This window comes from Pseudomonas sp. ZS1P83 (genome assembly GCF_054897825.1).
Map to the genome: position 1 here is coordinate 3,351,001 of NZ_CM142706.1, position 20,682 is coordinate 3,371,682.

Here is a 20,682-nt window from a genome sequence, read left to right on the forward strand (position 1 = left end):
CACTCTCCAGAAAGAATACTGGGCCGATCTCAAGAATTTTCATGAAATCGAACGACAGAAACAGAGCGCCTTGAGCGCTGGCAAAGTGCGAAAGACTGGCACAGTGATGGCACTCTGACCATCCCGACCTGTCTCGCGGCATCAAGAGACAGCTACAACTCATTGTAGTTCTTGGCTTTTCTTATAAATCTACAGCTCTGATATGCTTTCCGGCCTTTGGTCCGAGGTAGCACCATGCAACTCATCGATATCGGCGTCAACCTGACCAACCCCAGTTTTGCCGACAAACACCAGGCTGTACTCGACCGCGCCTACGCTGCCGGGATCTGCCAATTGGTGCTCACCGGCACCAGTGTCGAGGGCAGCGAGCAGGCTCTGGAGCTGTGCCAGCAACTGGACGAAACGGCTCAACGGCTGTTCGCCACCGCCGGCATTCACCCCCACTGCGCCAGCGACTGGAACGCTGACAGCGCCCAGCGTCTGCGCAGTTTGCTCAAGGAGCCGAACGTTGTGGCGGTGGGTGAATGCGGGCTGGATTTCAATCGTGATTTCTCGCCGCGCCCGCAGCAGGAAAAAGTCTTCGAAGAGCATCTGGCGATGGCGGTCGAACTGAAATTGCCGGTGTTCCTCCACGAGCGTGACGCCAGTCAGCGCTTGCTGGAAATCCTGCGTGATTACCGTGATCAGTTGCCGGCCGCCGTGGTGCATTGTTTCACCGGCGAAAAGAAGGCGCTATTCAGCTACCTTGATCTGGATTTACACATCGGCATCACCGGTTGGATCTGCGACGAGCGCCGAGGCACGCATCTGCATCCGCTGGTGAAAGAGATCAAGCGGGGACGGTTAATGCTGGAGAGCGATGCGCCGTATCTGCTGCCGCGCAGCTTGCGCCCCAAGCCGAAGAATGGTCGCAACGAACCGGCGTATCTGACCGAGGTGTTGCGTGAAGTGGCGTTGCATCGTGGGGAGAGCGAGGAAGATCTGGCCGCTCACAGCACGGCGTGTGCGCGAGCATTCTACGGGTTGCCAATGGTCGACTGACGAACCGAACCTGTGGGAGCGAGCGAGCTCGCTCCCACATTATTATCAGTGACTGCTGCGCATCATCTCTTTAGGCACGTATTTGCCGATCTCGAACTTGCCGATCGCCGCGCGGTGCACTTCGTCCGGGCCGTCGGCCAGGCGCAGGGTGCGTTGCATCGCATACATGTAGGCCAGCGGGAAATCGTTGGAAACCCCTGCCCCACCATGGATCTGAATCGCCCGGTCGATAACCCGCAAGGCCACGTTCGGTGCGACAACCTTGATCTGAGCGATTTCGCTCTTCGCCACCTTGTTGCCGACGGTGTCCATCATGTACGCCGCTTTCAAGGTCAGGAGCCGCGCCATGTCGATCTCCATCCGCGAGTCGGCGATCTTGTCGATGTTGCCGCCCAGACGTGCCAAGGGTTTACCGAACGCGGTACGGCTCACCGAACGTTTGCACATCAGTTCCAGTGCCCGCTCGGCCATGCCGATCGAACGCATGCAGTGGTGAATCCGGCCCGGGCCAAGGCGACCCTGAGCGATTTCGAAGCCGCGTCCTTCGCCCAACAAGACGTTTTCGTAAGGCACCCGGACGTTTTCGAACAGCACTTCGGCGTGGCCGTGAGGTGCGTCGTCGTAACCGAACACCGGTAACGGACGAACGATCTTCACGCCTGGGGCATCCACCGGTACCAGAATCATCGAGTGCTGCGCATGGCGCGGCGCGTCGGGATCACTCAGGCCCATGAAGATCAGAATCTTGCAGCGTGGATCGCAGGCGCCTGAGGTCCACCATTTTTTGCCGTTGATCACCCATTCGTCGCCATCACGCACGGCGCGGGCGGCCATGTTGGTGGCGTCGGACGAGGCCACGTCCGGTTCAGTCATGGCGAACGCCGAGCGGATCTCACCACGCAGCAGCGGTTCGAGCCAGCGTTGCTTCTGTTCTTCGTTGGCGTAGCGCACCAACACTTCCATGTTGCCCGTGTCTGGCGCGGAGCAGTTGAACGGCTCGGGGCCCAGCAGCGAGCGGCCCATGATTTCCGCCAACGGCGCGTATTCAAGGTTGTTCAGGCCCGCACCGAGTTCGGACTCAGGGAGAAACAAATTCCACAGGCCTTCAGCCTTGGCCTTGAGTTTGAGCTCCTCCATGATTGCGGTCGGCTGCCAGCGATCGCCCTCGGCGACTTGGCGCTCGAACACCGCTTCGGCGGGATAGACGTAGGTGTCCATGAACGCGGTCACGCGCTCACGCAGTTCTTGCACCTTGTGCGAATAAGCGAAATCCATGGGCAGCTCTACCTTTTAACTGAGGGTTTTGATGAGTTGTTCAGGTCATGCAATCGATGCTAGAACAGCTACGAAAATTTACCTAGCCTATTCTCGGCGTGTATTAACATTCATCACCGATATATGATCGGCTGATCGAGAGCCCAACAATAAGAGTGCAGCGCAATGAATCTGAGCAAGGTCGACCTCAACCTTTTCATCGTCTTCGACGCGATCTACACCGAAGCCAACCTGACCCGCGCCGGGCAGATTGTCGGCATTACTCAACCGGCGGTCTCGAACGCTCTGGCCCGTCTGCGCGAGACCTTCAATGACCCGTTGTTCGTGCGCACCGCTCAGGGCATGGTCCCGACGCCGATGGCCCAGAACATTATCGGGCCGGTGCGTAACGCCCTCTCCTTGCTGCGGGTGTCGGTGCAGGAAAGCCGCATTTTCAACCCGTTGCAGGCGGTCAAGACCTATCGCATCAGCATGACCGACCTCACCGAAGCGGTGATCCTGCCGCCACTGTTCCAGCGCTTGCGGCGCCTGGCGCCGACGGTGATCATCGAAAGCTTTCTATCCAAGCGCCGCGAAACCACCAAGGAACTGGCGGCCGGGCGTCTCGATTTCGCCGTCGATGCGCCGCTCAACACTGACCCGCAAGTGCGCCACGTCAAGTTGATGGAAGACCGATACGTGTGCGCCATGCGCAAGGGCCATCCGCTGGCGGGCAAAGAGAAATTCACCCTCGATGATTACCTGTCGCTGACCCACATTCACATTTCCAGCCGCCGCAGTGGTCTGGGCCATGTCGACCTGGCCCTCGGCAAAATGGGCATTCAGCGCAAAATCGCCCTGCGTTCCCAGCACTACCTGATGGCGTCCCAAGTGCTGCATCAGACCGACATGGTCATGACCGTGCCGGAACGCTTCGCCCGTCGCCATGACCTGTACTCGGTGAACCTGCCGGTCAATGATGTGCCGCCGGTGGAAACCCACCTCTATTGGCACGAAAGCACTGATCAGGACCCGGCCAACCGCTGGATGCGCGAGCAGATGATCGAGTTGTGCCAGCAGGTGACGGCACATGAGAAGAAACTCGATAAGGTGTAGGAATCACCTGATAGACGAAGGATCAGGGCGCGATGCTTGACGTAAACGTCAACCTACCTTTAGCTTAGCGCCATGACCTTTTTCGAGCGCGTCCATGAGCAGCCAGACCTATAGCATTTCCGACCTCGCCCGCGAGCTCGACATCACCACCCGGGCCATCCGCTTTTATGAAGAGCAAGGCCTGCTCAGCCCCGAGCGACGCGGTCAGGAACGCATTTACTCGCCCCGCGACAAGGTCAGCCTGAAGCTGATCCTGCGGGGCAAGCGCATTGGTTTCTCCCTGGCCGAATGCCGCGAGCTGATCGAACTCTACGACCCCACCGGTGGCAATCAAAAACAGCTGCAAACCATGCTGACCAAAATCGCCGAACGTCGTGAACAGCTGGAGCAGCAGATGCTGGACATCGAACAGATGAAGCTGGAACTGGACACGGCGCAGGAGCGTTGCACCCAGGCGCTGGAACAGACGATCAAGAGCCAGCAGCTCGTGTAGGAGCTGAGCTTGCTCGCGAAAGCGTCAGGTCAGTCGACATCGATGTTGAAGGACATACCGCTTTCGCGAGCAACCTCAGCTCCCATGAGTTTTGTGAACATTCATACAATTTCAACAGGTCCATTGCCATGTCCCTACCCACTCACGTACGCCTGGTCGAAGTCGGCCCACGCGACGGCCTGCAAAACGAAGCTCAACCCATCAGCGTTGCGGACAAGGTGCAACTGGTCGACGCGCTGACCGCTGCCGGTCTCGGCTATATAGAAGTCGGCAGTTTCGTCTCGCCCAAATGGGTACCGCAGATGGCCGGCTCTGCTGAGGTCTTCGCGCAAATCCAGCGCAAGCCTGGCGTGACCTATGGAGCACTCGCCCCCAACCTGCGCGGGTTTGAAGACGCCATTGCGGCCGGGGTCAAGGAAGTTGCGGTGTTCGCCGCCGCGTCGGAAGCGTTTTCCCAACGCAACATCAATTGCTCGATCAGTGAAAGCCTGGAGCGCTTCGTGCCGATCATGGACGCCGCCAGGCAACACGGTGTCAGCGTGCGCGGTTACGTGTCCTGTGTGCTGGGCTGCCCTTACGAAGGTAACGTCGAACCTGCGCAAGTCGCCCGGGTCGCTCGCGAGCTCTACGCGATGGGCTGCTATGAAGTTTCCCTGGGCGACACCATCGGCACCGGCACCGCTGGCGCGACCCGCAAGATGTTCGAGGTGGTGTCGGCCGACGTACCCCGTGAAAAACTGGCCGGGCACTTCCACGACACTTATGGCCAGGCCATGGCCAACATCTACGCCAGTCTGCTGGAAGGCATCTCGGTGTTCGACAGCTCCATCGCCGGCCTCGGCGGCTGCCCATACGCCAAGGGCGCCAGCGGTAACGTTGCCACCGAAGACGTGGTTTACCTGCTCAACGGCCTGGGCATCAAGACCGGTATCGACCTGGACGCCTTGATTCTGGCCGGCCAGCAGATTTGCACGGTGCTGGGGCGTCCGACCGGTTCGCGCGTGGCCAAGGCTCGCAGCGCACAGTGAGGCCTCGGGGTGTTACCGCAGCCTCTGGAACGTGGCGGAAGCGAGTAACACGGAAACAAATTGTCGTGCTTTGACTAAATGTAAAATCCTACAAAATCTCAAGCCATTGATTTTAAAGACTTTTAAAAAGTTGGCACGGCTTCTGCTATCTCTATTGCATAACAAGAACAAAAAAAGCGGCAAACCTAATAAAAATAAGACGTAACGACTCTGACATAACAAAAACAACACGGCAGAGACGCAGCTAACAGATTTTTTTGGAGAGGATGTGCTTTTCAGGGTGCTTTTCGGAGTAACCCGCAACCGGGCAGAGAACAATAAAACTACCTTCAGGTAGCTCCCGAACTGGTTGGATCGCTTAGCGAAAAAGTAGATCAGCGCTCAAAAAAATACGTTTGCTCTTGATCCCGGATGGGGATCGACAAAAACAGCGGTAAGGGTCACGGTTTCTAAAAACAAAAACAGACCGCCCCTCAATAATAAAAAAAGAGCACGCGCAACGACAAAATTAAAGGGGAGCTTCGGCTCCCCTTTGTGCTTTCTGAAATTCACCAAAATCAAAACCTGTAGGATAGAGGCTTGCCCGCGAAAGCGACCGTCAGTCAATATAATTGTTGAATGACAGATAGCCTTCGGGGGCAAGTCGGATCGCCGCACCGCTCGCTCCTACGGTATCGCTTTGAGCTCCTCGATACTGATCTCGCGCATCCGAAACTTCTGGATCTTCCCTGTCACCGTCATCGGAAACTCTTCCACGAACTTAAAGTAACGCGGTGTCTTGAAGTGCGCGATGCGTTCCTTACACCAGGCTTGCAGCTCCTGTTCGGTGGCGCTGTGGCCCGGATGGAATTTGATCCAGGCGACAATCTCTTCGCCATAACGCGAGCACGGAATCCCGATCACTTGCACATCCGCTACTGCCGGGTGGGTAAAGAAGAATTCTTCCAGTTCCCGTGGGTAAATGTTCTCACCGCCGCGGATGATCATGTCCTTGTTACGTCCGGCAATGCACACGTAGCCTTCGTCGTTCATGCTCGCCAGATCACCGGTGTGCATCCAGCCTGCCTGATCGATGGCCTCGGCGGTGCCTTGCGGGTTGTTCCAGTAACCGAGCATCACGCTGTAACCGCGCGTGCACAGTTCACCGATAGTGCCGCGCGGCACCAGGTTGCCCGCCTCGTCGATGATTTTGCTTTCCAGTTGCGGCTGGGTGCGGCCGACGGTGGTGACGCGCAACTCCAGTTCGTCTGACGGACCGGTCTGCAACGACACCGGACTTGTTTCCGTCATGCCGTAGGCAATCTGCACTTCGCTCATGTGCATGTCACTGATGACCCGGCGCATCACCTCGATCGGACAGGTCGCCCCGGCCATGATCCCGGTGCGTAGGCTCGACAGATCGAATTCGGCGCGTTTGGGCTGATCGAGCATGGCGATAAACATCGTCGGCACGCCATAGAGCGCGGTGGCCTTTTCCTCGGCGATAGTGGTCAATGTCAGCAGCGGATCGAACGCGTCGTTGGGGTAAATCATGGTGCTGCCGTGGGTCATGCAACCGAGGTTGCCCATGACCATGCCGAAGCAGTGATACAGCGGCACCGGGATGACCAGACGGTCACTCGCGGTCAAACCGAGGCTTTCGCCGACCATGTAACCGTTGTTGAGAATGTTGTAGTGACTGAGGGTCGCACCCTTCGGAAAACCGGTGGTACCGGAGGTGTACTGGATGTTTACCGCCTGGTCGAAATGCAGACTGTCCTGACGTTCGCTCAACTGCTCTGTCGACACGCTCCCCGCGAGATCAGCTAATTGCGACCATGGCAGGAAACCCGATGGCGGCTGAGCATCAAGGCTGATGACACCACGTAGCTCCGGCAATCGTTCGCTCTGCACCTTTGCGATGGATTGCTCAGCCAGCTCGGGAACGAGGTCTTGCAGCATCCCGTGATAGTCGGAGGTCTTGAAGCCGCCTGCGCAGACCAGCCATTGGCAGCCAGACTGTTTCAACACGTATTCGAGTTCGGAACTGCGATAGGCCGGGTTGATGTTGACTAGAATCACGCCAATTTTCGCGCTGGCGAACTGGCTGATACACCACTGGGCGCAGTTCGGTGCCCAGATGCCCAGACGATCACCGGTTTGCAAACCCAGCGCCAACAGCGCTTTGGCGTGCAGGTTCACAGCTTCGGCCAGTTGCTGCCAGGTGTAACGCAACTGTTGATGGCGCACGACCAGCGCCTCCCCGGTCGGATACTGCGCGACGGTGTTATCAAATGCCTGGCCGATGGTCATCGCCAGCAAGGCTTTGTCCTGGGCACCACGGGTATAGCTGCGCTGCGGGCTTGCACTGGGTTGATCCATGACGACCCCTATTGTCTTTATTGTAGGAACTAGCGGTGCGGCGATCCGACTTGCCTGCGATAGGAACACTGCGGTGTAACTGCAGGACCGCGTTATCCTTCATCGCGAGCAAGCTTTGCTCCTACAGAGTCGCTCAAGTTGACGTTAACGTAAAGGGTGATTGACAGCCATCCGTCACAGGCTTACGTTAACGTAAAGGTGAGAGCCAAATCACTGCCCTCCCCACCCTACAAAAAAGCCAAAAGGTGACCCATGAGCTACCCATCCCTGAACTTTGCCCTCGGTGAAACCATCGACATGCTGCGTGATCAGGTTCAGTCCTTCGTCGCCAAAGAGATCGCACCACGCGCCGCTCAGATCGACATCGACAACCTTTTCCCCGCCGACCTGTGGCGTAAATTCGGCGACATGGGCCTGCTGGGCGTTACCGTGGCGGAAGAGTATGGCGGCGCTGGCTTGGGTTACCTGGCCCACGTGGTGATCATGGAAGAAATCAGCCGTGGCTCGGCCTCGGTCGCCCTGTCCTACGGCGCGCACTCCAACCTTTGCGTCAACCAGATCAACCGCAATGGCAATCACGAACAGAAAACCAAATACCTGCCGAAGCTGATCAGCGGCGAGCACATTGGCGCCCTGGCCATGAGCGAACCGAATGCCGGCTCCGACGTGGTGTCGATGAAACTGCGTGCCGACAAATGCGGCGATCACTACGTCCTCAACGGCAGCAAAACCTGGATCACCAACGGCCCTGACGCCAACACCTACGTGATCTACGCCAAGACCGACCTGGAAAAAGGCCCTCACGGCATCACCGCGTTCATCGTTGAACGTGACTCCAAAGGCTTCAGCCGCAGCAACAAATTCGACAAGCTCGGCATGCGCGGTTCAAACACCTGCGAGCTGTTCTTCGATGACGTCGAAGTGCCGGAAGAAAACATCCTCGGCGTGCTCAACGGCGGCGTGAAGGTGCTGATGAGCGGCCTCGATTACGAACGCGTTGTCCTGTCCGGCGGCCCGACCGGAATCATGCAGGCCTGCATGGACCTCATCGTCCCGTACATCCACGACCGTAAGCAGTTCGGCCAAAGCATCGGCGAATTCCAGCTGATCCAGGGCAAGGTCGCCGACATGTACACCCAACTCAACGCCAGCCGCGCCTACCTGTACGCGGTAGCGCTAGCGTGCGAACGCGGCGAAACCACCCGCAAGGATGCCGCCGGTGTGATCCTCTATAGCGCCGAACGCGCCACACAAATGGCCCTCGACGCGATTCAGATTCTCGGTGGCAACGGCTACATCAACGAATTCCCGGCCGGTCGTCTGCTGCGTGACGCCAAGCTGTACGAAATCGGCGCCGGCACCAGTGAGATCCGTCGCATGCTGATCGGTCGCGAACTGTTCAACGAAACCCGCTAAACGGAGCTGTCCATGGCTATCCTGCATACCCAGCTCAACCCCCGTTCGGCGGAGTTCGCGGCCAACAGCGCGGCAATGCTCAAACAGGTCGACGCCTTGCACACCCTGCTCGCGCAAGTCCAGCAAGGTGGCGGCCCGAAGGCTCAAGAACGCCACACCTCGCGGGGCAAATTGCTGCCTCGTGAGCGGATCAATCGCCTGCTCGATCCGGGTTCGCCGTTTCTCGAGATCAGCCAATTGGCGGCCTACGAGGTGTATGGCGAAGATGTACCGGCCGCTGGCGTGATTGCCGGGATCGGCCGGGTCGAAGGCGTCGAATGCATGATTGTCGCCAACGATGCCACCGTGAAAGGCGGTTCGTATTACCCGTTGACCGTGAAAAAACACCTGCGCGCACAGACCATCGCTCAGCAGAACCGTTTGCCGTGTATCTACCTGGTGGACTCCGGCGGCGCCAACTTGCCGCGTCAGGATGAAGTGTTCCCGGACCGAGAGCACTTTGGGCGGATCTTCTTCAACCAGGCGAACATGAGCGCCATGGGCATCCCGCAAATCGCGGTGGTCATGGGTTCGTGCACCGCCGGTGGCGCCTACGTGCCGGCCATGGCCGACGAAGCGATCATGGTGCGCGAGCAGGCCACCATTTTCCTCGCCGGCCCACCGTTGGTGAAAGCCGCGACCGGTGAAGTGGTCAGCGCCGAAGACCTCGGCGGGGCCGATGTGCATTGCAAGATTTCCGGAGTGGCCGACCATTACGCCGAGAGCGATGAACACGCCCTGGCCATTGCGCGACGCAGTATCGCTAACCTCAACTGGCGCAAGCTCGGCGAAGTGCAACAGCGCACACCCATCGCCCCGCTCTACAACAGCGACGAGTTGTACGGCGTGGTATCGGCGGACGCCAAGCAGCCGTTCGACGTGCGAGAAGTGATCGCGCGGTTGGTGGACGGTTCGGTGTTCGACGAGTTCAAGGCGCTGTTCGGGACGACGCTGGTGTGCGGCTTTGCCTACTTGCACGGTTACCCGATCGCGATCCTTGCCAACAACGGCATCCTCTTCGCCGAAGCCGCGCAGAAAGGCGCGCACTTCATCGAGCTGGCCTGTCAGCGCGGCATTCCGCTGCTGTTCCTGCAAAACATCACCGGTTTCATGGTCGGCCAGAAATACGAGGCCGGCGGCATCGCCAAGCACGGCGCGAAACTGGTGACCGCCGTGGCGTGCGCCAAGGTGCCGAAATTCACTGTGATCATCGGCGGCAGTTTCGGTGCCGGGAACTACGGCATGTGCGGCCGGGCTTACGATCCGCGTTTTCTGTGGATGTGGCCGAATGCGCGGATCGGTGTGATGGGCGCCGAGCAAGCCGCGGGTGTTTTGGTGCAGGTGAAACGCGAGCAGGCCGAGCGCAGTGGCCACGGTTTCAGTGCCGAGCAGGAAGCCGAGATCAAGCAACCGATCCTTGACCAGTATGAAGAACAGGGTCATCCCTACTACTCCAGCGCCCGGTTGTGGGACGACGGCGTCATCGACCCGGCGCAAACCCGCGACGTGCTGGCCCTGGCCATGTCCGCGTCGCTGAATGCGCCTGTAGAACAGAGCCGCTTCGGCGTGTTCCGGATGTGATCTGTAGGAGCGAGGCTTGCCCGCGAAGGCGTCGGTACATCCAATACAGATGTGACTGAAAAATCGCTTTCGCGGGCAAGCCTCGCTCCTACACGAATGAGTTGTGGAGACGGACAAATATGAGCGACTTCAACACCCTCGAACTGCTGACCGACCCGCGTGGCTTCGCCACCCTGTGGCTCAGCCGTGAAGAAAAGAACAACGCCTTCAACGCCGAAATGATCCGCGAACTGATCCTCGCCCTGGACAAGGTGTCGAGCGACGCCAGCCTGCGGTTTCTGCTGGTGCGCGGACGCGGCAAGCATTTCAGCGCCGGAGCAGACCTGGCCTGGATGCAACAATCGGCCGAACTCGATTACCACACCAATCTCGACGACGCCCGGGAACTGGCGGAGTTGATGTACAACCTCGCCAAGCTCAAAGTCCCGACGCTGGCGGTGGTGCAAGGCGCTGCATTCGGTGGCGCGCTGGGCCTGATCAGTTGTTGCGACATGGCCATCGGCGCCGACGACGCGCAGTTCTGCCTGTCGGAAGTGCGCATCGGCCTGGCGCCAGCGGTGATCAGTCCATTCGTGGTAAAAGCCATCGGCGAACGCGCGGCACGTCGCTACGCGCTGACCGCCGAGCGTTTCGGCGGACAACGAGCGCGGGAAATCGGCTTGTTGTCGGAGAGTTATCCGATCGCGGAGCTGGAACTGAACGTCGAGCAATGGATCGACAACTTGCTGCTCAACAGCCCTGCCGCCATGCGCGTCAGCAAGGACTTGCTGCGTGAAGTCGGCCACGGCGCGCTGACCCCGGCGCTGCGGCGCTACACCGAAAACGCCATCGCCCGCATCCGCGTCAGCCCCGAAGGCCAGGAAGGCCTGCGGGCCTTTCTGCAAAAACGTCCGCCGAGCTGGCAAGCCGCAATCACCACCAAGGAGTCGCGTTGATGAGCGCACCTGTTCTCACCACCCTGCTGGTGGCCAACCGCGGCGAAATCGCTTGCCGGGTGATGCGTACCGCCAAGGCTTTGGGCCTGACCACCGTGGCCGTTCACAGTGCCACCGACCGTGAAGCCCGACACAGCCGGGAAGCGGACATTCGCGTTGACCTCGGTGGCAGCAAAGCCGCTGACAGTTACCTGCAAATCGACAAACTGATCGCCGCCGCCAAGGCCAGCGGCGCTCAGGCGATTCATCCGGGTTATGGCTTTCTGTCCGAGAACGCCGGGTTCGCCCGCGCCATCGAAGAAGCGGGCCTGATTTTCCTCGGCCCACCCGCCTCGGCCATCGACGCGATGGGCAGCAAATCCGCCGCCAAAGCCTTGATGGAAACCGCAGGCGTGCCATTGGTGCCTGGTTACCACGGCGAAGCTCAGGACCTCGACACCTTCCGCGACGCCTGCGAACGCATCGGTTATCCGGTGCTGCTCAAGGCCACTGCGGGGGGTGGCGGCAAAGGCATGAAAGTGGTCGAGGACGTCAGTCAATTGGCCGAAGCCCTGGCCTCTGCCCAGCGTGAAGCGCAATCGTCGTTCGGCGATTCGCGGATGCTGGTGGAGAAGTACCTGCTCAAACCGCGTCACGTGGAAATCCAGGTCTTCGCCGACCAGCATGGCAACTGCCTGTACCTCAACGAACGTGACTGCTCGATTCAGCGTCGGCACCAAAAAGTCGTTGAAGAAGCACCCGCTCCAGGCTTGAGCCCGGAACTTCGTTGCGCCATGGGCGAAGCGGCCGTGCGTTCGGCACAGGCCATCGGCTATGTCGGCGCTGGCACCGTGGAGTTTTTGCTGGATTCGCGCGGTGAGTTCTTCTTCATGGAGATGAACACTCGTCTGCAAGTAGAACACCCGGTCACCGAAGCCATCACCGGCCTCGATCTGGTGGCCTGGCAGATTCGTGTGGCCCGCGGCGAAGCGCTGCCGATGACTCAAGCCGAGGTTCCGCTGATCGGCCATGCCATCGAAGTGCGCTTATATGCCGAGGACCCGGGCAATGATTTCCTGCCGGCGACCGGTCGACTGGAGTTGTACCGTGAATCGGCTGAAGGTCCGGGGCGTCGGGTCGACAGCGGCGTTGAAGAAGGCGACGAGATCTCGCCGTTCTACGACCCGATGCTCGGCAAACTTATTGCCTGGGGCGAGGATCGTGAACAGGCGCGACTGCGGCTGTTGAGCATGCTCGATGAGTTTGCCATTGGCGGGCTCAAGACCAACATCAACTTCCTGCGCCGAATAGTCGGCCATCCGGCGTTCGCTGCAGCCGAACTGGATACCGGGTTCATTCCGCGTTATCAGGAAGAACTGCTGCCAGTTGCCTCGGACCTCAGTGACGAGTTCTGGCAAGCCGCCGCGCAGGCTTTCACCCAGAGCCAGCCGAACACGACCCGTGCCGATGACCTGAGTTCGCCTTGGGGTGTCAGTAACGGTTTCCGAGCCGGACTGCCGCGCGAAATCACGTTGCATTTGAGCTGCGAAGGACAAGACCGGGCGCTGACTTTGGGCGACACCTGCTCGGCACATCTCAAGGGCGAGCAACTGTTGACCGAGCACAACGGCCTGCGCCGCCAGCATCGGGCAATTCGCCGTGGCGATGTCCTGTATCTGCAATGGGAAGGTGAATTGCGCCGCATCGAGTCCTACGACCCGATCAGTGCCGTCGAGGCCAGTCACAGCCATCAGGGCGGGCTGACCGCGCCCATGAATGGCAGCATCGTGCGGGTACTGGTGGAAGCCGGACAAACGGTCGAAGCCGGGGCACAACTGGTGGTGCTGGAAGCGATGAAGATGGAGCACAGCATTCGTGCGCCACACGCCGGGGTGATCAAGGCGCTGTATTGCCAGGAAGGCGAGATGGTCAGTGAAGGCAGTGCGTTGGTCGAGTTGGAAGAAGCGTGAAATGAAGATCGGTCCTACGTCTTGCGAGGGCCGATCTGATTAGAACCTGGCTGTCGCCTGAACCACCACGCCGATAATTCGGCACTCTTCGGTGTAAAGGGCTTTCGGATACGTCGGATTGAGCGGGACCAGATAACGCTGCCCGCCCTCTTCGATCAGCTTGCGAAAGGTCGCCTCGGCGCTGTCGGGCCATTGGGCGATCACCAGTTTTCCGGGCTCCGGCACAATGGCCGGGTCCACCAGGACCATCATGCCCTCGGCGATGCTGATACCGCTGGGGGCAGTCATCGCATCGCCGACCACCACCAGCCAGAATGCCGCGCCCTGGGCGTGGTAATCGGTCAGTTCGAAACGTGGCTTGCCGTACACCGATAGCTCACCGTCGCGCACCTCGGCAGGCGCCCGCCAGTCGCTGACTGGGTAGCGGAAATAGGGGTTGTACTTTTGCGTCAGGGAAATCTCGTCGTCCTGCAGGACTAAAGGCTCCCGGATCACCATCGCCACCTCCAGAAAATCCATCCCGAGCGCCCGCAAGACACGGTTCATGTCTTCGATGCTCGGCTGACGGCGTTTGTTCAGCCAGTGACCCACGCCGCCCTGGGACATCCCGAGACGTTCGGCGAGTATCTCTTGGGAAACTCTGAAGAAGACTTCCAAATCTGGTGAAATACCCGCCTGACACGAACACGACGGTTGAGTCCCGATGAAACAGATGTCCTTCGCCGATGCCGAGTACGCCGGCAAACGTAAGCAGACCCGCCGCGAGCGCTTCCTGAACGAGATGGATCAGGTCGTGCCCTGGAAGGGCTTGGTTACTTTGATCGAGCCGCATTATCCAAAGGGCGAAGGGGGCCGTCCGGCGTATCCGTTGATGGCCATGTTGCGCGTTCATTTGATGCAGAACTGGTTCGGCTACAGCGATCCGGCGATGGAAGAATCACTGTATGAAACGACGATTCTGCGCCAGTTCGCGGGCTTGAATCTGGATCGGATTCCCGATGAAACCACGATCCTCAACTTCCGCCGCTTGTTGGAAAAACATGAGTTGGCAGGCGGGATTTTGCAGGTCATCAATGGCTATCTGGGCGACCGTGGCCTGCTGTTGCGTCACGGCACGGTGGTCGATGCGACGATCATTCACGCGCCGAGTTCGACCAAGAACAAGGACAGTAAACGCGATCCCGAAATGCACCAAACCAAGAAAGGGAATCAGTACTTTTTTGGTATGAAAGCGCACATCGGCGTCGATGCCGAATCCGGCTTGGTGCATAGCCTGGTGGGCACGGCGGCCAATGTGGCGGACGTGACGCAGGTCGATCAGTTGCTGCACGGTGAGGAAACTTACGTGTGTGGCGACGCCGGTTACACCGGCGTGGACAAACGTCCCGAGCATCAGGATCGCAAGATGATCTGGTCGATTGCCGCCCGACCAAGCAGCTATAAAAAGCACGCAAAAAAGAGTCTGATCGGGCGCATGCGACGCAAGATCGAATACGCGAAAGCGCAGGTGCGGGCCAAGGTTGAGCATCCGTTTCGCGTGATCAAGCGCCAGTTTGGTTATACGAAAGTGCGCTTTCGTGGTTTGTTTAAAAACATCGCGCAGCAGACAACGTTGTTCGCTTTGTCGAACTTGTGGATGGTGCGAAAACGGTTGATGGGTATGGGCGAGGTGCGTCCGTAATGCGGGCCAATTGCCCTGAAACAGTGCAATCAGAGGAAAGAACCGTGGATTAAGGACAAGAAAGGTCTGATTTTCGCCGACTTATGATTTTTTGAGCCTCAAGTAGTGAGGGCATCAAAAATCGGTGGGTACTTCAGACCTTCCCTTGAGTGACTTTGAGTTCACTCATCTTGGCCTTGACCAATTCAATCCATTTATCCATGTGCGGCACGATACGTGGGGGACTCCGGCCATCAAAACACAAATTGTAGTATTTAAACTCTCGTCACAAATACAGTACGTACTAGGCGACGAGTACCATTAAAAGTTGAAACAGAATCATCAAAAACTGAATCGCCTCGCAGTTTTTACGCCCTACTACATCTGAAGCTTTCGATCACGACAGGCAACTATCGGCCAGAACCAGTCATTCAAATTGTTGATATGCGGCAGAGATTCAGATCATGGAAGGCCAAGAGCGAGGTTGCACAATGCTAAGCCCTAGTTTTTTCTTTCTGCCGAAATTTCCGTGAGCGCAAGCCAGTTCTTTTGCCTCTAATATCAGTATGTGGAGTTGCTTTAAGCGCATAAAAAAGCAACCCGAGAGCGTGTACTTGCTAAGCCTTGACCTCATCTACGGAAATCACTATATAGGCAGGTTTTGTCTTGATCTCCTCAATCGTAAGCTTGTACGTTTTATTATTATGGGTGAAGGCTATTGCAGATCCTGCAACTGCCTCATAGTTCGGCATAATGTAGGAGGATGTTTTTATTTCCATGCTTGCCTTTATTATAGGCTTGCAAGGTGACAAGCAGGTCCCCCCTATTCCGCCTACTTTTACCGCAAGACCCAAGGACTCCTCAATCCATGTGCCCCCAGGGGCAATCGGGCTTTTTTTGGGTAAGTCGATATTAGGGTTGGCGGCACTACTGCTTGCAGGTGGGCTTTTGGAGCCGAGATTGTACAAGGGAAGTCCTCGTATAATTTCTTTGTATTCATCTTTAGTAAAAGTTCCGTTTGTGTATTCTACGCAAAGCCTATAATGAACCGTCTCGATAGTTTGAAGTTGTGGGTCAATATCTCTTATCTTTTCGTACTTTCTTTCAATCCCAATATTTGAATTTAGTGCTATTTTTTGGATCTCCTTTAACTTTAGGCTAAAATCTAAATCACCCTTTTTAAGGGTTTCTACTATGTCCGCAGGTGGTGCGGGGCATCTTATTTCGTTGCTTGTGCCCTTAACAACATAATCAGCTCTGTCATTCTGCGTGTTACTGCAGCCAGCAAGAGAAAAAGCAAGGAGCACTGCTAGTTTTTTCATGTGTAAATTATTCGCCATTATTTGCTCTTTAAGTAACAAGCAGGGTTCACACCCTGTTTTGAAAATGATTTAGGTGCAAGCATCAACCTGATCGCATCGAGAGTCGTAGATTTCCCCGCATTATTCTGATCGACCAGCGGGGCGAAATCGCCTAATGGCAGCACCACCTCCTTACATAAGCAAAAGGTCTTGATGTGTATTTTGCTCAATGAGTGTACGGCGTGAATTCCTTCTCCCGGGCGTCAAGGGCCTCCTGAGCATATCTGAAAATGGTGTCAATACGCTATTATCCGACTCGTGATTTGCCTGATTCGATAGCACCATCGACCTGAGAATAAAGACGGCTTGCTGTCCAAACCAACGAAGAAAATGGGGATTTACTTCCCCAGTCTGAAAGACTGCTTATGGCAGCTGCCCGCCATGATAGGCGGCAGATGAACAGACGCTGACGCTCGCCGGTATCTGCTGGCCCTTTACCACTTGAGGTCTCACCCCGGCGACGCTTTACAACAGAGTCCGGCCATCCTGATAGAATCGATCAGGTTATAGATAACACCCTTCTGAGAAACGGTATGAACACAGAATTGATGGAAGATGAGATGCGCCGGGCGCTATTCGGTGATTCTGAGCCCTCTGCGCCGGCAATTAACTCAGACGTGCAGGACACAGTTCCGGATGTTGTGATCGTGCAACCGGTGAAGGCAGCGAAGAAAAAGACAGTCTCAAAAGGCTTCACACCTAGGTTGAGAGTCACGCTCCGTGTGGGAAATGAATTTGAAGGCGAGATGCACGAGATGGTACATGAGGCCGATACGCTGAGCTCCCTAGTTGCAGAACAAGAAGCTACTAAGACGGCCAGAAAAAAATTCAGGTTTGTGGAAGTGGTCTCGGTCAAGTCGATGTAAGTGGGTACTCTCACTTAGCTCGCCCGCCTGGCATTAAACCGCATTCGGTTATCGCGGGTCACCGAACAGGTTCGTGTCGATTTAACACCATCACTCCATCCAACTCTCAATGTTTAACTGGTCGCCAGCCCCAAGCCACATAACTGAGGGTGGCGACAGGCAGAAATCGGCCAAAAGCGGTCGCCGAGATCAACGTGCTTTGTGCCGGTAGTATTGGCTTCGTAGGATCCAGCCGACACCTCCTACTTCGCCCCGCCCATGCACTCTGCGGTGCTCGCGAACAACGTTCCGGCTTGCTGAGCAAGCTTTCGCCACTCGGTGCTGGTGATAAGGCCTTCACGCTCGATTTCGTACAACAGTTGGATGAAGCGCAAGGCCTAGAACAGATTCATCGACCAGGCATCAGTTTTTTTTGCGGTAGGCCATTGAGTCGTCGGCGTTTAAGTATGTAGTCACCCGCGGCAACTGGTGCTTACAGGCTCTGCGCCCCGTCGATACCCAGATCACAGGGATCCACCCTGGCGCTATACGTCGGGTCGTAAAAAGTCGCGATGGAGTAGCGCTCATAGCCTGAAGAGTTGATCACCCGGTGCAGGGACGAACGGAAACGATCGTTAGACCAATGCGCCAACTATTAGCGCCCCCCTATCTACATCAATGGCACTGCCTAGCCGATTCCGCTGTGAACGCACTATTTTCGACTTCTCCCGCTGCGCCATGGACCCGTATTGGCCGAGATAGTCCCTCCATTGCCACGACAATAGTTCCCCGGACCGCAATTAATCCAAAAAAGGAACGCACATGACCCGTTACATTGACGTAAACGACCTGAGCCGTCTCGTCCAAGAAAGAGGCTTACCACAATGCCTGACTGAAATGGCCGAGTACATTCGTCAAGACTACCTACGCTGGGAAGATTTCGAGAAATGTGCTCGCTTGGCCAACCATTCGCCGGAAGGGGTAATCGAGCTGATGCCAGTGTCTGACGCGGCTTTGTACGCCTTCAAGTATGTCAACGGGCATCCGAAGAACACTCACAACGGTATGCTGACAGTCATGGCGTTTGGAGCGCTGGGAGATGTCGATACTGGCAAGCCTGTTTTATTGAGTGAAATGACCCTGACCACGGCAATTCGCACCGCTGCCACCTCTGCACTTGCGGCTCGTTACCTGGCCCGGCCAGATAGCCGTCGCATGGCACTCATCGGCAACGGCTCGCAAAGCGAATTCCAGGCCTTGGCGTTTCACACACTGTTAGGCATTACCGAACTCAGCCTCTACGACATCGATCCTGCCGCCACGGCGAAGCTAGCAGCCAACCTGCGTGCCTACCCCGCAATACACGTGACCATTGCCGCAACCGTCGCAGACGCCGTACGCGGCGCCGATATCGTGACCACTGTGACGGCCGACAAGGCATACGCGACGATTTTGACCCCTGAGATGATAGAACCCGGTATGCACCTCAACGCAGTGGGTGGCGACTGTCCCGGCAAGACCGAGTTGCACCGAGACATCGTGGAGCGTGCGCGGGTCATTGTTGAGTACGAACCGCAAAGCCGCATAGAAGGCGAAATACAGCAGATGCCCGCCGATTCACCGATTATCGAGTTTTGGGAAATCGTCAATGGTCAGGCGCAAGCTCGACAACATGCCAAGGAGGTAACGCTGTTCGACTCGGTCGGCTTCGCCCTGGAGGATTACTCTGCATTGCGCTATGTGCTGGACGTTGCAAGAGCACTCAACATCGGCAGTGATATCCAACTGGTGCCAGAACTGCAAGATCCCAAAAACCTGTTTGCATTGCTGGAGCCGCCAGCAACAGCCGAATTAAAGCTTCGAGCTTGAAACAATGCGCCCCCCAACTAAAGACTGGCAGGTGGGAGATTGGGAAAAAACATTCGCCTGACAACCTCACGGACGATATCAGCCATTGACGTTGCAACACCGACAGAAAAAACCAGGATTGCCAGTGGCGATCCCTGGTTTGCTCCACCGCGAAGCAGCAGGCTTCAAGCTGCACTATCGATACCAAGGTACTGATCTAAAGATGGCTTGTTACGCTGGTTTTGACAATCGCCAGTTCAGGGTGAGCAACAAGTTTATCAATATGCAATTGGTCGCTGTTCAACCAAGTCTCCGTAACAACACGGTAGTGTTCCATATCCTTGCAACGCATACGCAGACTGTAGTCGAACGGCCCTGTGATCAATTGGCAATCGAGCACATGCGCACACGTTTTTACGGTGTTTTCAAACGCTTTCTGGGCGGTTCGCCCACTTTGATTAGACAACGCCACCAGCACCAGCAGCGATAACCCTGGCGAGACCGCCTGCATATCGATAATCGCGCTGTAGCCCCGAATAAACCCTTGCCGCTCAAGTTTGCGTACTCTTTCCTGGCAAGGTCGGGGCGTCAAATGAACTAAGCTCGATAGCTTTTCATAGGTTATCCGGCCGTCATGGCGTAACACCTCTAAAATGGCTTGGTCGATACGATCCAGCGCATGGGGGGCAAGCGGATTTATTTCTTTAGTATTCATCTTGGATTCTTGTTCACTTCAATCGGAGAGCCGAGGTGGTCTACTAGGGATTCAGATCCTTGGCCACGCCACCTTGCACAACATAACGACCAACAGATCCAAGGTGCTTGCGCGCCTTGGGTATAGGTGGCCGCCAGCGAGTCCGGCTAACGTCATCGGGTTGCAGCGCTGGCGGTCAAGGCCAGAGTGCTGCATTTGAGCAAGCGAAGGACTTTGTCCCAGGTGACGGTGATTCTGTTATCAGGCGTTGCCGCGTCAGGGCAGGCTTACTTCAGAGCACCACAGAGAAATTGGCGCAGGCGTTCGCTTTTGGTCTGGCTGAAAACTTGCTGGGGAGTACCTTGCTCCTCTATCTGGCCGTTGTGCAGGAAGATCACCTGAGTCGATACCTCGCGGGCAAAGGCCATCTCATGGGTCACTACAATCATCGTGCGGCCTTCGGCGGCCAGGCCCTGCATAACCTTGAGCACCTCGCCGACCAGTTCCGGGTCGAGGGCTGAAGTCGGCTCGTCGAACAGCAACACGTCCGGTTCCATGGCCAGCGCGCGAGCAATTGCCACCCGCTGCTGCTGGCCACCGGACAAGTGCGCCGGATAGACATTGGCGAACTCACCGAGCCCCACCTGCTGCAGATACTTCTGACCACGGTTCAATGCTGCGGCGCGACTCAGACCAAGCACATGGATGGGCGCCTCGATAACGTTCTCAAGTACGGTCAGGTGCGACCACAGGTTGAAGTGCTGAAACACCATGGCCAGCCTGGTGCGCATGCGCTGCAGTTGCTGGTGATCGAGCACCTGCAACTCACCGCGGCGATCAGTGCCCAGACGGATGTCTTCGCTGCCTAGGCGGACCGCCCCGGCATTGGGTTTTTCCAGGAAGTTGATGCAACGCAGGAAGGTACTTTTACCCGAACCCGAGGAGCCGATGATGCTGATCACATCGCCCTTTTGCGCAGTCAGCGAAACACCCTTGAGTACCTCCTTGTTGCCGTATTGCTTGTGAATATTTTCTACGACGAGGGTTGTCATTGTTATTCC

18 protein-coding genes are annotated in these 20,682 nt (G+C 57.0%); 11 read left to right on the top strand and 7 right to left on the bottom strand.

All coding sequences use genetic code 11. The annotated features are described in order from the left end of the window. Positions 1-234: 234 nt before the first annotated feature. Positions 235-1,041 carry a TatD family hydrolase gene (locus tag ACYZT0_RS16090; protein ID WP_462042081.1) on the top strand — a complete coding sequence of 269 codons (807 nt, stop codon included), beginning with the start codon at positions 235-237 and terminating at the stop codon, positions 1,039-1,041. Positions 1,042-1,086: 45 nt separating this feature from the next. On the opposite strand, the gene ACYZT0_RS16095 is transcribed toward ACYZT0_RS16090, so the two are convergent. Next, the gene (locus tag ACYZT0_RS16095; RefSeq protein WP_462042082.1) at positions 1,087-2,316 is read right to left on the bottom strand and encodes an acyl-CoA dehydrogenase; all 1,230 of its coding nucleotides are present in this window, start codon (positions 2,314-2,316) and stop codon (positions 1,087-1,089) included. A gap of 165 nt (positions 2,317-2,481) precedes the next feature. Between ACYZT0_RS16095 and ACYZT0_RS16100 the strand changes: the two genes are divergently transcribed. The 3 genes from ACYZT0_RS16100 (at position 2,482) to ACYZT0_RS16110 (ending at position 4,932) form a co-directional block, all read left to right on the top strand. Continuing rightward, complete coding sequence (locus ACYZT0_RS16100; RefSeq protein ID WP_462042083.1) at positions 2,482-3,411, top strand: LysR family transcriptional regulator; 930 nt, start codon at positions 2,482-2,484, stop codon at positions 3,409-3,411. A gap of 94 nt (positions 3,412-3,505) precedes the next feature. Then, positions 3,506-3,904 (top strand): MerR family transcriptional regulator, encoded by a 399-nt coding sequence (locus tag ACYZT0_RS16105; protein WP_283180941.1) that lies wholly within the window; start codon positions 3,506-3,508, stop codon positions 3,902-3,904. 128 nt (positions 3,905-4,032) lie between these two features. Then, complete coding sequence (locus tag ACYZT0_RS16110; protein ID WP_462042084.1) at positions 4,033-4,932, top strand: hydroxymethylglutaryl-CoA lyase; 900 nt, start codon at positions 4,033-4,035, stop codon at positions 4,930-4,932. Positions 4,933-5,598: 666 nt separating this feature from the next. On the opposite strand, the gene ACYZT0_RS16115 is transcribed toward ACYZT0_RS16110, so the two are convergent. Beyond that, positions 5,599-7,293, bottom strand: coding sequence for an AMP-binding protein (locus ACYZT0_RS16115; RefSeq protein WP_462042085.1), 1,695 nt, complete (start codon positions 7,291-7,293; stop codon positions 5,599-5,601). Positions 7,294-7,545: 252 nt separating this feature from the next. Here ACYZT0_RS16115 and ACYZT0_RS16120 point away from each other — a divergent pair, with 252 nt between their 5' ends. The 4 genes from ACYZT0_RS16120 (at position 7,546) to ACYZT0_RS16135 (ending at position 13,213) form a co-directional block, all read left to right on the top strand. Next, a complete protein-coding gene (locus ACYZT0_RS16120; protein ID WP_462042086.1) occupies positions 7,546-8,709 on the top strand; it encodes an isovaleryl-CoA dehydrogenase in 1,164 nt (387 codons plus the stop codon). A gap of 12 nt (positions 8,710-8,721) precedes the next feature. Beyond that, on the top strand, positions 8,722-10,329 hold the full coding sequence (locus ACYZT0_RS16125) for a carboxyl transferase domain-containing protein (RefSeq protein WP_462042087.1): 1,608 nt from the start codon (positions 8,722-8,724) through the stop codon (positions 10,327-10,329). 119 nt (positions 10,330-10,448) lie between these two features. Further along, a complete protein-coding gene (locus ACYZT0_RS16130; protein WP_462042088.1) occupies positions 10,449-11,264 on the top strand; it encodes a gamma-carboxygeranoyl-CoA hydratase in 816 nt (271 codons plus the stop codon). Beyond that, the gene (locus tag ACYZT0_RS16135) at positions 11,264-13,213 is read left to right on the top strand and encodes an acetyl/propionyl/methylcrotonyl-CoA carboxylase subunit alpha (RefSeq protein ID WP_462042089.1); all 1,950 of its coding nucleotides are present in this window, start codon (positions 11,264-11,266) and stop codon (positions 13,211-13,213) included. Before ACYZT0_RS16130 ends, ACYZT0_RS16135 begins: the two co-directional genes overlap by 1 nt. A 39-nt stretch (positions 13,214-13,252) precedes the next feature. Here the strand turns inward: ACYZT0_RS16135 and ACYZT0_RS16140 are convergent, their stop codons facing one another. After that, positions 13,253-13,882 carry a LexA family protein gene (locus ACYZT0_RS16140; RefSeq protein ID WP_462046584.1) on the bottom strand — a complete coding sequence of 210 codons (630 nt, stop codon included), beginning with the start codon at positions 13,880-13,882 and terminating at the stop codon, positions 13,253-13,255. Between the two features lie 34 nt (positions 13,883-13,916). Between ACYZT0_RS16140 and ACYZT0_RS16145 the strand changes: the two genes are divergently transcribed. After that, positions 13,917-14,894, top strand: coding sequence for an IS5 family transposase (locus ACYZT0_RS16145; RefSeq protein WP_462042090.1), 978 nt, complete (start codon positions 13,917-13,919; stop codon positions 14,892-14,894). A gap of 596 nt (positions 14,895-15,490) precedes the next feature. On the opposite strand, the gene ACYZT0_RS16150 is transcribed toward ACYZT0_RS16145, so the two are convergent. After that, positions 15,491-16,213 (bottom strand): hypothetical protein, encoded by a 723-nt coding sequence (locus ACYZT0_RS16150; RefSeq protein ID WP_462042091.1) that lies wholly within the window; start codon positions 16,211-16,213, stop codon positions 15,491-15,493. Between the two features lie 554 nt (positions 16,214-16,767). Here ACYZT0_RS16150 and ACYZT0_RS16155 point away from each other — a divergent pair. Then, complete coding sequence (locus ACYZT0_RS16155; RefSeq protein WP_095131797.1) at positions 16,768-17,100, top strand: hypothetical protein; 333 nt, start codon at positions 16,768-16,770, stop codon at positions 17,098-17,100. A 472-nt stretch (positions 17,101-17,572) separates the two neighbouring features. On the opposite strand, the gene ACYZT0_RS16160 is transcribed toward ACYZT0_RS16155, so the two are convergent. Further along, entirely contained in the window at positions 17,573-17,686 is a 114-nt protein-coding gene (locus ACYZT0_RS16160; protein WP_462046585.1) for a hypothetical protein, read from the bottom strand. Between the two features lie 215 nt (positions 17,687-17,901). On the opposite strand from ACYZT0_RS16160, the gene ACYZT0_RS16165 reads away from it, so the two are divergent. Then, on the top strand, positions 17,902-18,948 hold the full coding sequence (locus tag ACYZT0_RS16165; protein ID WP_462042092.1) for an ornithine cyclodeaminase: 1,047 nt from the start codon (positions 17,902-17,904) through the stop codon (positions 18,946-18,948). Between the two features lie 196 nt (positions 18,949-19,144). Here the strand turns inward: ACYZT0_RS16165 and ACYZT0_RS16170 are convergent, their stop codons facing one another. Then, complete coding sequence (locus ACYZT0_RS16170; RefSeq protein ID WP_462042093.1) at positions 19,145-19,642, bottom strand: Lrp/AsnC family transcriptional regulator; 498 nt, start codon at positions 19,640-19,642, stop codon at positions 19,145-19,147. Positions 19,643-19,908: 266 nt separating this feature from the next. Then, positions 19,909-20,673, bottom strand: coding sequence for an ABC transporter ATP-binding protein (locus tag ACYZT0_RS16175; protein WP_462042094.1), 765 nt, complete (start codon positions 20,671-20,673; stop codon positions 19,909-19,911). Positions 20,674-20,682: the final 9 nt, after the last annotated feature.

Coding starts and splice junctions, on each gene's coding strand:
- ACYZT0_RS16145 (WP_462042090.1), top strand. CDS start 13,917: ATGAAACAGATGTCCTTCGCCGATGCCGAGTACGCCGGCAAACGTAAG.
- ACYZT0_RS16170 (WP_462042093.1), bottom strand. CDS start 19,642: ATGAATACTAAAGAAATAAATCCGCTTGCCCCCCATGCGCTGGATCGT.
- ACYZT0_RS16175 (WP_462042094.1), bottom strand. CDS start 20,673: ATGACAACCCTCGTCGTAGAAAATATTCACAAGCAATACGGCAACAAG.
- ACYZT0_RS16115 (WP_462042085.1), bottom strand. CDS start 7,293: ATGGATCAACCCAGTGCAAGCCCGCAGCGCAGCTATACCCGTGGTGCC.
- ACYZT0_RS16165 (WP_462042092.1), top strand. CDS start 17,902: ATGACCCGTTACATTGACGTAAACGACCTGAGCCGTCTCGTCCAAGAA.
- ACYZT0_RS16105 (WP_283180941.1), top strand. CDS start 3,506: ATGAGCAGCCAGACCTATAGCATTTCCGACCTCGCCCGCGAGCTCGAC.
- ACYZT0_RS16110 (WP_462042084.1), top strand. CDS start 4,033: ATGTCCCTACCCACTCACGTACGCCTGGTCGAAGTCGGCCCACGCGAC.
- ACYZT0_RS16125 (WP_462042087.1), top strand. CDS start 8,722: ATGGCTATCCTGCATACCCAGCTCAACCCCCGTTCGGCGGAGTTCGCG.
- ACYZT0_RS16150 (WP_462042091.1), bottom strand. CDS start 16,213: ATGGCGAATAATTTACACATGAAAAAACTAGCAGTGCTCCTTGCTTTT.
- ACYZT0_RS16135 (WP_462042089.1), top strand. CDS start 11,264: ATGAGCGCACCTGTTCTCACCACCCTGCTGGTGGCCAACCGCGGCGAA.
- ACYZT0_RS16155 (WP_095131797.1), top strand. CDS start 16,768: ATGAACACAGAATTGATGGAAGATGAGATGCGCCGGGCGCTATTCGGT.
- ACYZT0_RS16100 (WP_462042083.1), top strand. CDS start 2,482: ATGAATCTGAGCAAGGTCGACCTCAACCTTTTCATCGTCTTCGACGCG.
- ACYZT0_RS16130 (WP_462042088.1), top strand. CDS start 10,449: ATGAGCGACTTCAACACCCTCGAACTGCTGACCGACCCGCGTGGCTTC.
- ACYZT0_RS16095 (WP_462042082.1), bottom strand. CDS start 2,316: ATGGATTTCGCTTATTCGCACAAGGTGCAAGAACTGCGTGAGCGCGTG.
- ACYZT0_RS16090 (WP_462042081.1), top strand. CDS start 235: ATGCAACTCATCGATATCGGCGTCAACCTGACCAACCCCAGTTTTGCC.
- ACYZT0_RS16120 (WP_462042086.1), top strand. CDS start 7,546: ATGAGCTACCCATCCCTGAACTTTGCCCTCGGTGAAACCATCGACATG.